This is a genomic window from Streptomyces sp. CRN 30, assembly GCF_034105845.1.
Map to the genome: position 1 here is coordinate 1 of NZ_JAVRHI010000167.1, position 12,548 is coordinate 12,548.

Genomic DNA, 12,548 nt, shown 5'->3' on the forward strand with positions numbered 1-12,548 from the left:
TCGTCGCGACCGGCGCCGCGTCCCGCGCCTCGCGCACGTACGGCTCCAGACCGCCGCCGAGCGCCAGCGCGCCCGCCCGGGTGGCCGCCGCGGCCGAGGCGTGCCGCGCCATCACCGCGTCCGCGCCCTCCGCCTCGATCCGCTCCACGCACGCCTCCAGGGCGAGCATCTCCAACTGCGCCGGGGCGTGCGGCAGCGCGGTGCGCCCGGCGTCCGTCCAGCGCTCCTTCCAGTCCAGCAGGGAGAGGTACGACCGGCGCGGCGCCCCGGGGTTGGCCGCCATCCGCGCCCACGCCCGCTCGCTCACCGACACCGCCGACACCCCCGCAGGACCGCCCATCGCCTTCTGCGCCCCGATCACGCACAGGTCCACGCCCCAGGCGTCCGGCAGCACCGGCTCGGCGCCCACGGAGGCGACGGCGTCCAGGTAGAACAGCGCGCCGTGCTCCCGCACCACCGGGCCGATCTCCGCGACCGGGTTGGTGTTGCCGGTCGCCGCCTCGGCGTGCACCAGGGAGACGAAGTCGATCTCCGGGTGCTCGGCGAGCGCCTGCCGCACCTGCTCGGCGGTGACGGCCGCGTGGAACGGCACCGAGAGGTCGTGCACGGTCGCACCGCAGTCCCGCAGCCAGTCGCCGAAGGTCTGCCCGTACGGCCCGGTGATGACGTTCAGCGCGACGGTGCCAGGACCGGCCGCGCCGCGGATCGCGCCCTCCAGCGGCAGCAGCGCCTCGCCCTGTGTGATCAGGACGTCCTGCGCGGTGCCGAGCAGCCGCGCCACCCGGTCCTCGATCGCGGCGAAACGGGCGGCGCTCAGCGGGGCGAGGTCCAGGAAGGGGTGGGTCACGGCATGCTCTTTTCACTACTCACGGACAGGCGTACGCGGGCGTACGGGTCACTGTTCACGTTCCGGTGTACGCGGGCGTACGGGTCGAGAGTAACCGCGGGGGCCTCCGCGACTCGCGCCGGAGCCCATCCGTTGCGACACGGTCACGCCCGGAACATCATCTTCCGCAACGGCCCCCGGCGGGACGCGCGCGGCGAGGCCCTAGGGTCGGGACATGAGCGATCACGCGGTGCTGCACGTCAGGGGACGGGTGCTGGTCGGGCCGGACGAGGTCCGCGACGAGCTGTGGGTGATCGACGGCCGCGTCTCCTACGACCGCCCGGCCGGCGCCGGTGACGTCCGCACCGTGGAGGGGTGGGCGCTGCCCGGACTGGTCGACGCCCACTGCCACGTGGGCCTCGACCGGCACGGGGCGGTCCCCGCGGACGTCGCGGAGCAGCAGGCGCTGGCCGACCGGGACGCGGGCGCGCTGCTGCTGCGGGACGCGGGGTCGCCCTCCGACACCCGTTGGACGGACGACCGCCCCGATCTGCCGAAGATCATCCGGGCCGGGCGGCACATCGCCCGCACCCGCCGTTACATCCGGAACTACGCGTGGGAGACCGAGCCCGCCGACCTGCCCGCGTACATCGCCCGGGAGGCCCGGCGCGGCGACGGCTGGGTCAAGCTGGTCGGCGACTGGATCGACCGCGACCTCGGCGACCTGTCGGCGTGCTGGCCGCGACAGGCCGTCGCGGCGGCCGTCGCGGAGGCCCACCGCCTCGGCGCCCGCGTCACCGCGCACTGCTTCGCCGAGGACTCCCTGCGCGACCTCGTGGAGTCCGGCATCGACTGTATCGAGCACGCGACGGGCCTCACCGACGACCTGATCCCGCTCTTCGCCGACCGGGGCGTGGCGATCGTCCCGACCCTGGTCAACATCGCGACCTTCCCCGCGCTCGCCGACGGCGGCGAGGCCAAGTTCCCCCGCTGGTCGGCCCACATCCGCCGCCTCCACGCCCGCCGCTACGACACGGTCCGCGACGCCTACGACGCCGGGATCGCCGTCTACGTCGGCACGGACGCGGGCGGCACGCTGCCGCACGGCCTGGCCGCGGCGGAGGTCGCCGAACTGGTCACGGCCGGCATCCCGCCCGTCGAGGCACTGTCGGCGACGACCTGGGCGGCCCGCGCCTGGCTGGGCCGCCCCGGGCTGGAGGAGGGCGCCCCGGCCGACCTGGTGGTGTACGAACGGGACCCGCGGACGGACGTACGGGTGCTGGCGGCGCCGTCGAGGGTGGTGCTCAACGGCAGGGTCGTGGGGTGACCCGGGGGCGACTTGGAGGACGACTCGCGGGGTGAGTCGAAAACAATATGGAGACCCTCACCCCTTAGGAGTGAAGGAGCGGAGACGCGCTGACGCTGTGCGCCGGGGGCGCGAATCTTGTCGCTGTCCCAGGCAGCGCCGGTCCCACGGCAGTTGCGCGTCACGACTCAGGGGTCCCACCACTGTGAACAGCACTACCTTCCGCATGCCCGCACGCCGTCTCGTCACCGCCGCGGCGGCCACCGTCCTCGCCGCCGGGCCTGCCGTGCTCGCCGGGGCGGGCGGCGCCCACGCCACCGAGGAGCAGGGGAGGGCGGGCGCCGCCGTCCTGCGGACCGGGCTCGACGTCTCTCTGCTCGACAAGACTGTCGGTGTTCCCCTGGCGCTCTCCCTGAACGAGGTGCGGGCGCCCGGCAGCGCCCGGGAGACCGCCCTCACCGCGACGCTCGACGGCGTCGACGGCGGCAAGCCGTTCAGCGTCCTGCGCGCGGACGTGGCGGACGCCGGGGCGACGGTGGCCGACGGCCGCGCCGAGGGCCGCAGCGAGCTGGCCCACGCGACGGTGCACCTGCCCGGTCTGCCGCTGCTGTCGCTGATCGAGGTCGAGCAGGTCACCTCCCGGGCGGTGTGCGAGGCCGGGAAGGAACCGCTGGCCGAATCGAATCTGCTGGGTTCGGTCACGGTCCTCGGCAAGAAGGTCACGCTGACCGCGGGCGGGACGACGGAGGTGAAGGTGCCGGGCGTCGGCGAGGTCCGCGTCGACCTGTCGACGAGAGAGACGACGTCCCGTACGGCCGCCGCGACCGCCCTCGGCCTCACGGTGTCCGTGAACCCGCTGGAGCTGAACGTGGCGGAGATCGAGGGCACGGTCACCCTGGCGGAGGCGACATGCGAGTCCCCGGCGGAGCCGCCCGCGAAGGACGACGGCTCCGCCGTCGCCGAGCCGCAGGGCTCCGCCTCGGAGACCGCCCTCGCGGAGACCGGCGGCGACTCCGCGACCCCGTACGTCGCGTCCGCCGCGGCGGCCCTCCTCCTGGCGGGCGCCACCGCGCTGGCGGCGACGCGCCGCCGGAAGCGGGGGTGACGCGCCGCCGGAAGCGGTGCTGAGGGGCGCCGGAAGCGGGAGTGAGGGCTGCCGGGGGCGGGAGTGAGGGGCGCCGGAGGCGCGGAGAAGCCCGCCGCATCCGGGTGCCCGTGCCGCGCTCGGCGGGCGGTGCCCTGTCGAGGTGGCCCGGCCGCACCGGTGCGTCTCACCGGTGTGGCCGTCCTGCCGGGGTGGGCCGGCGGCCCGGTGCGTTTCACCGGTGCGGGGGCCCATCCGGGGTGGGTCGGCGGCTCCCGTACGTCTCACCGGTGCGGGGGCTCTGCCGGGGTGGGCCGGCGGTCCGGTGCGTCTCACCGGTGTGGGGGCCTTTGCCGGGGTGGGCCGGCGGCCCCCGTACGTCTCACCGGGGTGTGTCCGGGGCCGGCAGGGCTTCTGCCAGTGCCAGCAGGAAGCCGTCCGTCGTCGTTCGGTCCCGGACCGCCAGGCGGAGCCATCGCGTGTCCAGGCCGGGGAAGGTGTCCCCGCGGCGGACCGCGTAACCGGCGTCGCGGAGGCGGGCGCGGACGCCGGCCGCGTCGGGGAGGCGGACGAGGACGAAGGGGGCCGCGGCCGGTTCCACGACCCGTACCCCGTGACCGGCGAGCCGCTTCAACCCGGCGACGAGACGCTCCCGGTCCGCGGCGATGTGGTGGGCGGCGTGCGCCGCCTCCGCCAGCGCGCGCGGCGCCACGCACGCCTCGGCCGCCGCCAGCGCCGGGGTGGACACCGGCCAGAGCGGCTGGGCGCGCTCCAGCGCGGCGACCGTCCCGGGCTCGGCGAGGACGTACCCCACGCGCAGCCCGGCCAGCCCCCACGTCTTGGTCAGGCTGCGCAGCACCACGAGACCGGGCACGTCCGTGCGCCCGGCCAGCGCCTCCCGCTCGCCCGGCACCGCGTCCATGAACGCCTCGTCCACCACCAGCGTCCGTCCGGGCCGGGCCAGCGCGGCGATCTCGGCGGCCGGGTGCAGCACCGACGTCGGATTGGTCGGGTTGCCGATCACGACCAGGTCGGCGTCCTCGGGAACGGCCGCCGGGTCGAGCCGGAAGCCGTCCGCCGCCCGCAGCAGTACCCGGCCGACCGTGTGCCCGGCGTCCCGCAGCGCCGCCTCCGGCTCCGTGAACTGCGGATGCACGACCACCGGCCGCCGCACCCGCAGCGCCCGCGCCAGCAGCACGAACGCCTCCGCGGCGCCCGCCGTCAGCAGCACCCGCTCCACCGGCAGCCCGTGCCGCGCCGCCACCGCCGCCCGCGCCGCCCGCCCGTCCGGGTAGGCGGCGAGCGAACCGAGGCTCTCGGCGAGATGCTCGCGGAGCCAGCGCGGCGGCGTACCCGTACGGACGTTCACCGCGAGGTCGACGAGTGCCGAGCCGTCGTCGCGGACCTCCGCGTCCCCGTGGTGCCGCAGGTCGTGTCCGGCCCCGGCGGCCGCCTCAGTGTGCGTGGGAGTGTGCGTGTCCATGCCCGTGATGGTGCCCGTGGTGGTGATCGCCGTCGTCGTCGGGGTGGAAGTGCGGCTGCTGCGGCGCCCCCACCTTGTCCTCGAACCCCGGCAGCGCGATCCGGTACACGCACGAGTCGCAGTTCATCCGCAGGTCGCCCCGCACGGCCTCCTCGTACCGTTCCCAGACCAGGTCGAGGAGTTCCGGCTCCGGGCCGATGACGTCCGCCGACCGCACCGCCGTCTCCGGGTGCGCGCCCGCCCACTCCTCGGTCTGCTCCCGCACCCGGTCCGGCAGGATGCCGGTGAACAGGAAGTACGGCAGCACCACGATCCGCCGCGCCCCGAGCCGCGCGCACCGCTCCAGGCCGCCCGGCACGTCCGGCCGCGCCAGCGACACGAACGCCGTCTCCACGCCCGCGTACCCGCGGCCCTCCCACAGCAGCCGCGCCGCCTTGAACACCTCCGCGTTGGCGTCCGGGTCGGTCGAGCCGCGCCCGACCAGCAGCACGGTCACCTCCGCCGGGTCCCAGGAGGGATCCAGCGCCTCGGCCAGCCGCCGCTCCAGCACCCGCAGCAGCGCGGGGTGCGGGCCCAGCGGACGGCCGTACGTGTACGAGATCCCGGTGTGCCGTTCCCGCTCGCGGGCCAGCGCCGCCGGGATGTCGCCCTTGGCGTGCCCGGCGGACACCAGCATCAGCGGCACGGCCGCGAACCGCCGCACCCCCCGCTCCACCAGCTCCGCGACGGCGTCGCCCAGCGGCGGCGGCGACAGCTCGATGAAGCCGCCGGCGACCGGCAGTTCGGGGTGGCGGCGGCCCAGCTCCCGCACGAAGTCGCGGAACGCCTCGGCTCCGGCCTCGTCCCGGGTGCCGTGTCCGGCGATGAGCAGGGCGGGCGGGGTGGTCACAGCGTCTCCTCGGGAAGGGGTGGAAGGTCCTGCGGTCATCGGGTGCTCTCCTGCCAGCGGTAGCCGCGCGGCGTCACCATGCGCCCGGCGATCTCACGGGTCGCGGTGTTGCCCACCGTCACGACCGTCATCATGTCGACGACCGCCGGGTCCAGCGCGGCGAGCGTCGTCAGCCGGCTGGACTCGTCCGCGCGGGAGGCGTTGCGCACGACACCGACCGGCGTCGCCGGCGCCCGGTGCTCGGCGAGGACCGCCAGGGCCTTCGGCAGCTGCCAGTGACGGCCCCGGCTGCGCGGGTTGTAGAACGTCACGACCAGGTCCGCCTCGGCCGCCGCCCGCACCCGGCCTTCGATGACCTCCCACGGCGTGTGCAGGTCGGACAGGCTGATGGAGACGTGGTCGTGGCCGAGCGGCGCACCGAGGACGGCCCCGGCCGCGAGCGCCGCCGTCACACCCGGCACCCCGATCACGTCGATGTCGTCGGACGCCTCGGCCAGCGCGGGGGAGGCCATCGCGTACACGCCCGCGTCGCCGCTGCCGATCAACGCCACCGCGTGCCCGCGCCGGGCCTCCTCGACGGCCCGGCGGGCCCGCTCCTCCTCGGCGCCGAGCCCCGACTCCAGAATGCGGGTACCGGGCCGCAGCAGGTCGCGGATCTGGTCGACGTACTGGTCGAGGCCGACGAGGACGGACGCGCGCCGCAGCTCGGCCGTGGCGCGCGGCGTCACCAGGTCCCGGGCGCCGGGGCCGAGCCCCACCACCGCGAGCCGGCCCCGCCCCGGCCGCCGTACGACCGCGCAGGTCGCCATCGCCGGCCGTCCGTCGGCACGCTCCGACTTCCGCTTGGGAACGAGGAGTTCACCGCCGCGCAGCAGGGCGGCGGCCTCGGCGACGGACGGCGTGCCCACGGCGGCGAGCGGCGCGTCGGAGGGGTGGGGCACCTCCACACCGGCCAGCTCCCCGGCCGGGTACGTCACGAGCGGCACCCCGAGCCGTCCGGCGGCGGCGACGAGGCCCGGCTCCTCGGCCTTGGCGTCCACGGTGGCCAGTTCGGCGACCGAGGCCGCCGACAGCCCGGCGTCCCGCAGGGCACCCTCGACCAGCTCCAGGACCTCCTCGGCGGGCGCGCCCCGCGAGGCGCCGACGCCGACGACGAGGGACGGCGGACGCAGCACGGCCTCCCCGGCCACCGGCGCCACCACCCGGTCGGTGACCCGGACCGTGTACGCCCCCGCGGACCCCAGCGGCAGCGGCGGCAGCGGCCACGCCACCTCGGCGGCCAGCGCCACCGGTTCGCCGTCCAGCAGCGCCCGCGTCACCCCGGCCACGTCGCCCTCGACCGGCAGCCCCAGCGTGTCCAGCCCGGCCACGTCCACGGCGTCCGTCGCCGTCGTCACCACCGGCTCGGCACCCAGCACACCGGCCACCGCGCGGGCGAGGTCGTTGGCCCCGCCGCCGTGCCCGCCGAGCAGCGCCACCGCGTACCGGCCCGCCTCGTCCACGCAGACCACTCCCGGGTCGGTCCGCTTGTCACCGAGGAGCGGCGCCACCAGCCGCACCACGGCGCCGGTGGCGAGGAAGCACACGACCTGCCCGCACTCCGCGAACGCGGCCCGCACGGCGTCCGCGACGGGACCCCCGTACACCCGGGTCCGCTCCGGCCAGGCGGCGGCCAGCCGGTCGCCGGCCGCCGCGCCCGCGGCCGTGGCCGAGACGATGCCGATCACTGGGAGACTCCTTCACTGTGGTCGTCGGCCGTGCGCGCGGCGCGCAGCGCCCGCCGGGCCTCGGGGTCGGCCTTCCGGAACCCGTGGAAGTGCCCCGGGTGGTACAGGTGCGAGCGGGTGCCGCTCGCGTCGAGCGCCGGACCCACCAGGAACAGCGTGTGCTTCCACAGCTTGTGCTCCTTGACGGTCTCCTCCAGCGTCCCGATCGTGCACCGCGCGACCAGTTCCTCCGGCCACGTCGCCTGGTACGCCACCACGACCGGCGTCTCCGTCGGATAGCCGCCCTCCAGCAGCTCCCGCACCAGCTGCCCGCTGCGCGCCGCCGACAGGAACACCGCCATGGTCGTGCCGTGCCGGGCGAACTCGCGGACCTCCTCCCCGGGCGGCATCGGCGTCTTGCCGCCGCCGAGCCGGGTGAGGATCACCGACTGCGCGACCTCCGGAATGGTCAGCTCCCGGCCCGCGAGCGCCGCGACGGCCGAGAAGGAGGAGACACCGGGCACGATCTCGGTGGCGACGCCGATCTCCGCGCAGCGGTCGAGCTGCTCCTGCGTGCCGCCCCACAGCGCCGGGTCGCCGGAGTGGACGCGGGCGACGGCGAGACCGTCGCGCCGGGCCCGCTCGTACACGGCGACGACGTCCTCCAGCGACATGGCCGCGGAGTCCAGCACCTCGGCGTCCGCGCGCGCGTGCTGGAGGACTTCCGCCTGCACCAGACTCGCCGCCCAGATCACCACATCGGCCTCGGCGATGGCGCGGGCGGCGCGGAACGTCAGCAGATCGGCGGCGCCGGGACCGGCACCGACGAAGGTCACCTTGCCCACGGGAACATCGGGAACATCGGGAACGTCGGGGGCATCGGCCGTCTCGGCCATGGGTCGGAATCCTCTCCTGCACATTGCTGCACACAATTCAGCCGCACATATTTACTGCGGTTGCCGCTGTCGGACGCGCGCGGTACCGCCTCGATCGGATAGCAAAGGCACATGGCGGTCCTCGTCGCGCTCGGCGCGTTCCTCATGACGCTGGCCGGCGGCTGGACGGCACAGCGCGTGACCGACCGCCGCCACCTGGTGCTGGGCCTGGCCGGGGGCCTGATGCTCGGCGTGGTCGGCCTCGACCTGCTGCCGGAGGCCCTGGAGGCGGCGGGTGACGAGGTGTTCGGCGTCCCCGAGGCCCTGCTGCTGTTCGTCGCGGGCTTCCTCCTCGCCCACCTGGTGGAACGCCTTCTCGCCGCGCGCCGCGCCGCGCACGGCGCCGAGGAGGGCGGCGGCCGCTCGCCCGAGGTGGGCCTGACGGCCGCCGCGGCGATGGTCGGCCACAGCGCGATGGACGGCGTGGCGATCGGCGCCGCCTTCCAGGTCGGCGGCGGCATGGGCGCGGCCGTCGCGATGGCGGTGATCGCCCACGACTTCGCCGACGGCTTCAACACCTACACACTGACGAGCCTGTACGGCAACGCCCGCCGCAGAGCCCTCGCCATGCTGGTCGCGGACGCCTTCGCGCCCGTCGTCGGCGCCGCGTCCACCCTGCTCTTCACCATCCCCGAACAGGCCCTCGGCGCCTATCTCGGGCTCTTCGGCGGCGTCCTGCTCTACCTCGCCGCCGCGGAGATCCTCCCCGAGGCCCACCACGAGCACCCGGCCCGCTCGACCCTGCTGTGCACGGTCGCGGGAGCCGCGTTCATCTGGCTGGTGGTCGGCATCGCCGAGTGAGCGGGGGCCGTCGGGTGAGCCGGGGCCGCCGGGTGAGCCGGGGCCGCCGGGTTCCGGCAGGGGAGTCACAGTTTCCCGCCCCGGCCGCCGTCCCGCCGCGCGGGCGCGATCAGCGTCGACAGGTACGGCAGCGGACCGCCGTCCAGCTCACCGGCGGGACGGATCGACTCCTCCGCCAGGCCGAGCGCGGAACCCCACACGGCGTCGTCGAGCCGCCCGGTCTCCCGCAGCGCCTGGGCCACCTCGGCCGCCTGCCGCCCGAACTTGTACGCCACGACCGTCCCCGGCCCGCTCAGCGCGTCCTTCAGCACGGACGACCCGGCGGTCACCGGGACGAGGGTCAGCGGCTCGGTGCCCTCCGTCAGCACCGCGCCCGAGCGCGCCGCCAGGTCCTGCATCGCGGTGATGCCCGGCACGGTCTCCACGACCGTCCCCGGCACCGCCGCCGCGACTGTCTGCGCGAGGTAGGTGAACGTCGAGTACACGTTGGGGTCGCCGATCGTCGCGAACGCCACCCGCCCGTGCGCGCGCAGCAGACCGGCGACCCGCTCCCCGGCCGCGTCCCACGCGGCCTCGCGCCGCGCCCGGTCGGTCCGCTCGTTGAGCGCGAACACGACCCGTACGACCTTCTCCGCGGGCACGTAGTGCAGCACGGTCGCCTCGGCCCGGCCCCGCTCCATCGTGTCCATCACCGGCACCACCACGACCTCGGCGGCCCGCAGGGCGTTGACCCCCTTGACGGTCACCAGCTCCGGGTCACCGGGACCCACTCCGACCCCGACCAGCCTGCTGCTCATGACGTCCGGCACCTCTCCACGAACCGACGGGCGACACCGGGCTCGGCCGCCCAGTGCGTGTGCAGATAGCTCGCGTGCACACCCCGCTGTACGAATCCCTCGACGCGCCGCTCGGGCGCGCGCATCCCCCACGCGGGCTCCGCCCCGGCGCCCGGCTCCACCACCGTCCGGTGGAACTCGTGGCCCCGCAGCCGCGTCCCCGCGGCGGCCAGCGCGCTGTCGGAGACGGCGACCGCGTCCCGGTAGCCCAGCGTCAGCCGCTCGCCCATCCGCGCCGTGGCGTCCAGCACCCCGCACATCGGCCGCCCGTCCAGCTCCCGGCACAGGTACAGCAGCCCGGCACACTCGGCGGCGACGGGAGCACCGCCGAGCGCGAGCTCCGCGACCGACTTCCGCAGCCGCTCGTTGGCGGACAGCTCGGCGGCGTACACCTCCGGGAACCCGCCGCCGATCACCAGCCCGGCGGTCCCCTCGGGCAGTTCCTCGTCCCGCAGCGGATCGAACACGACGACCTCGGCACCGGCGGCTTCGAGCAGCTCGGTGTGCTCGGCGTAGGAGAAGGTGAAGGCGGCCCCGCCGGCGACGGCGACGCGGGGCGCCCGAGACGTCGGCTTCCCGGTTCCGGGGGTCCAGGGCGCGGAGCCCTCCGGGAGCGGCCCGGCGGCGCGGGCCAGCCGCTCAAGGGCGTCGAGGTCGCACCCGGCGGACACCAGCGCCGCCATCGAGCCGACGGCGTCGACGGCCTGGGCGGCACGCTCGGCCACCGGCACAAGGCCGAGGTGCCGCGAGGGCACGTCCACCGCCGCGGCCCGCCGCAGCACCCCCAGCACCGGCACCCCGGAGGAGTCCAGCGCCTCCCGCAGCAGCTCCTCGTGCCGGTCGGAGCCGACCTTGTTCAGGATCACGCCCCCGATCCGCACCTCGGGGTCGAAGGACGCGAACCCGTGCACCAGCGCCGCGACCGACCGCGACTGCGACGACGCGTCCACGACGAGCACGACCGGCGCCCGCAGCACCTTGGCGACGTGCGCGGTGGAGGCCAGCTCTCCCTCACCCGCCGCACCGTCGTAGAGCCCCATGACCCCCTCGACGACCGCGAGGTCGCACCCCCGCGCCCCGTGCAGGAACAGCGGGGCGATCAGCTCCGGCCCGCACAGGTACGCGTCGAGGTTCCGCCCCGGCCGCCCGGTGGCGAGCGCGTGGTAGCCGGGGTCGATGTAGTCGGGCCCGACCTTGTGCGGGGACACGGCGAGCCCCCGCGCGGCGAACGCGGCCATCAGCCCCGTGGCGACGGTGGTCTTGCCGCTGCCGGAGGCCGGCGCGGCGACGACCAGCCGGGGCACGGACACGGACGGGGAGGTCACCACTCGATGCCCCTCTGCCCCTTCTGCCCGGCGTCCATCGGGTGCTTCACCTTGGACATGTCGGTGACGAGGTCGGCGGCGTCCACCAGCTTCTCCGGCGCGTTCCGCCCGGTGATCACGACGTGCTGGGTCCCGGGACGGTCCCGCAGCACGGAGATCACCTCGTCGGTGTCGACCCACCCCCAGTGCATCGGGTAGGCGAACTCGTCCAGCACGTACAGCTTGTACGTCTCGGCCGCCAGGTCACGCTTGACCTGCTCCCAGCCCTCCCGGGCCTTCTCCTCGTTGTCCATCTGCGCGTCCCGCTGGACCCAGGACCAGCCCTCGCCCATCTTGTGCCAGTCGACGGTCCCGCCCTCGCCGCTCGCGCCCAGCACCCGCAGCGCGTTCTCCTCGCCGACCTTCCACTTCGCCGACTTGACGAACTGGAACACCCCGATCGGCCACCCCTGGTTCCAGGCACGCAGCGCCAGCCCGAACGCGGCGGTCGACTTCCCCTTGCCGATCCCGGTGTGCACCACGACCAGCGGCCGGTTGCGGCGCTGACGGGTCGTCAGACCGTCGTCCGGGATGACACTCGGCTGTCCCTGCGGCACTACGCGGCCCTCCTGCTTCCCTGTACGTCCCTGACCAGCCCGGCGATGGAGTCCGCCCGCAGCTCGTCCAGCGTCACCGCCGTACCGCCCAGATCGCCCGCGAGCCGCCCGGCGAGCCCCAGCCGCACCGGTCCGGACTCGCAGTCCACGACCACCGACGCCGTGCCCTCGGCCGCGAACAGCCGCGCCGCCCGCGAGGCGAGCGCCACCGGCTCGGGGCCACCGGTGGCCCGCCCGTCGGTCACGACCACGACCAGCGCGCGCCGCGCCGGGTCCCGCAGCCGCTCCACCCGCAGCACCTCGTGCGCCCTGAGCAGCCCGGCCGCGAGCGGAGTGCGCCCGCCGGTCGGCAGCGACTCCAGGCGGACCGCCGCCGCGTCCACCGACGAGGTCGGCGGCAGCGCGACCTCGGCGGCCGAACCCCGGAAGGTCACCAGCCCCACCTTGTCCCGCCGCTGGTAGGCGTCGAGCAGCAGCGACAGCACCGCGCCCTTCACGGCGCCCATCCGCTGCCGCGCCGCCATCGACCCGGAGGCGTCCACGACGAACAGCACGAGGTTGCCCTCGCGCCCCTCCCGGGCCGCCTGCCGCAGATCGTCCCGGCGGATCACCAGCCCCGGCCCCGACCGGCCCCGTGCGCGCTGGTGCGGAGCGGCGGCCCGCACGGTCGCGGCCAGGTGCAGCTTGGTCAGCGCCCCCCGGGGCCGCCGGGCCCCGGTGGTCCTGCCGTGCTCGGTCCGGGCGCGCGAACGCCGCCCGGC

12 protein-coding genes are annotated in these 12,548 nt (G+C 75.7%); 3 read left to right on the plus strand and 9 right to left on the minus strand.

Annotated features, from left to right (window positions below):
* Positions 1-847: pyridoxal-phosphate-dependent aminotransferase family protein (locus UW392_RS16360; protein WP_320775738.1), on the minus strand; the 847-nt coding region annotated here is incomplete at its 3' end.
* 214 nt (positions 848-1,061) lie between these two features.
* Between UW392_RS16360 and UW392_RS16365 the strand changes: the two genes are divergently transcribed.
* Together UW392_RS16365 and UW392_RS16370 are read left to right on the plus strand one after the other, a co-directional pair.
* Complete coding sequence (locus UW392_RS16365; RefSeq protein ID WP_320775739.1) at positions 1,062-2,153, plus strand: amidohydrolase family protein; 1,092 nt, start codon at positions 1,062-1,064, stop codon at positions 2,151-2,153.
* Positions 2,154-2,337: 184 nt separating this feature from the next.
* Positions 2,338-3,237, plus strand: a complete 900-nt coding sequence (locus UW392_RS16370) for an SCO1860 family LAETG-anchored protein (RefSeq protein ID WP_320775740.1) — start codon at positions 2,338-2,340, stop codon at positions 3,235-3,237.
* A gap of 361 nt (positions 3,238-3,598) precedes the next feature.
* Here the strand turns inward: UW392_RS16370 and cobC are convergent, their stop codons facing one another.
* The 4 genes from cobC to cobM are packed head-to-tail and all read right to left on the minus strand — an operon-like array spanning position 3,599 to position 8,190.
* A complete protein-coding gene (gene cobC, locus UW392_RS16375; protein WP_320775741.1) occupies positions 3,599-4,699 on the minus strand; it encodes an Rv2231c family pyridoxal phosphate-dependent protein CobC in 1,101 nt (366 codons plus the stop codon).
* Positions 4,671-5,588 carry a sirohydrochlorin chelatase gene (locus tag UW392_RS16380; protein ID WP_320775742.1) on the minus strand — a complete coding sequence of 306 codons (918 nt, stop codon included), beginning with the start codon at positions 5,586-5,588 and terminating at the stop codon, positions 4,671-4,673. Before UW392_RS16380 ends, cobC begins: the two co-directional genes overlap by 29 nt.
* 35 nt (positions 5,589-5,623) lie before the next feature.
* Positions 5,624-7,315: a precorrin-3B C(17)-methyltransferase gene (gene cobJ, locus UW392_RS16385; protein WP_320775743.1), complete on the minus strand. Its 1,692-nt coding sequence runs from the start codon at positions 7,313-7,315 to the stop codon at positions 5,624-5,626.
* Complete coding sequence (gene cobM / locus UW392_RS16390; RefSeq protein WP_320775744.1) at positions 7,312-8,190, minus strand: precorrin-4 C(11)-methyltransferase; 879 nt, start codon at positions 8,188-8,190, stop codon at positions 7,312-7,314. The genes cobJ and cobM overlap by 4 nt, the downstream gene beginning before the upstream one ends.
* 111 nt (positions 8,191-8,301) lie before the next feature.
* On the opposite strand from cobM, the gene UW392_RS16395 reads away from it, so the two are divergent.
* Positions 8,302-9,030 (plus strand): ZIP family metal transporter, encoded by a 729-nt coding sequence (locus UW392_RS16395; RefSeq protein ID WP_320775745.1) that lies wholly within the window; start codon positions 8,302-8,304, stop codon positions 9,028-9,030.
* 65 nt (positions 9,031-9,095) lie between these two features.
* Here the strand turns inward: UW392_RS16395 and cobI are convergent, their stop codons facing one another.
* From cobI to UW392_RS16415, 4 genes are all read right to left on the minus strand, one after another.
* Positions 9,096-9,827 carry a precorrin-2 C(20)-methyltransferase gene (cobI, locus tag UW392_RS16400; RefSeq protein ID WP_320775746.1) on the minus strand — a complete coding sequence of 244 codons (732 nt, stop codon included), beginning with the start codon at positions 9,825-9,827 and terminating at the stop codon, positions 9,096-9,098.
* The gene (locus UW392_RS16405) at positions 9,824-11,194 is read right to left on the minus strand and encodes a cobyrinate a,c-diamide synthase (RefSeq protein ID WP_320775747.1); all 1,371 of its coding nucleotides are present in this window, start codon (positions 11,192-11,194) and stop codon (positions 9,824-9,826) included. The genes cobI and UW392_RS16405 overlap by 4 nt, the downstream gene beginning before the upstream one ends.
* Positions 11,188-11,787 carry a cob(I)yrinic acid a,c-diamide adenosyltransferase gene (gene cobO / locus UW392_RS16410; RefSeq protein WP_320775748.1) on the minus strand — a complete coding sequence of 200 codons (600 nt, stop codon included), beginning with the start codon at positions 11,785-11,787 and terminating at the stop codon, positions 11,188-11,190. The genes UW392_RS16405 and cobO overlap by 7 nt, the downstream gene beginning before the upstream one ends.
* Positions 11,787-12,548: VWA domain-containing protein (locus tag UW392_RS16415; RefSeq protein ID WP_320775749.1), on the minus strand; the 762-nt coding region annotated here is incomplete at its 5' end. The genes UW392_RS16415 and cobO, both read right to left, overlap by 1 nt.

Bases quoted from the DNA above. Each gene is read 5' to 3' on its own strand.
- cobI (WP_320775746.1), bottom strand. From the start codon at position 9,827: ATGAGCAGCAGGCTGGTCGGGGTCGGAGTGGGTCCCGGTGACCCGGAG.
- UW392_RS16395 (WP_320775745.1), top strand. From the start codon at position 8,302: ATGGCGGTCCTCGTCGCGCTCGGCGCGTTCCTCATGACGCTGGCCGGC.
- UW392_RS16365 (WP_320775739.1), top strand. From the start codon at position 1,062: ATGAGCGATCACGCGGTGCTGCACGTCAGGGGACGGGTGCTGGTCGGG.
- cobM (WP_320775744.1), bottom strand. From the start codon at position 8,190: ATGGCCGAGACGGCCGATGCCCCCGACGTTCCCGATGTTCCCGATGTT.
- cobC (WP_320775741.1), bottom strand. From the start codon at position 4,699: ATGGACACGCACACTCCCACGCACACTGAGGCGGCCGCCGGGGCCGGA.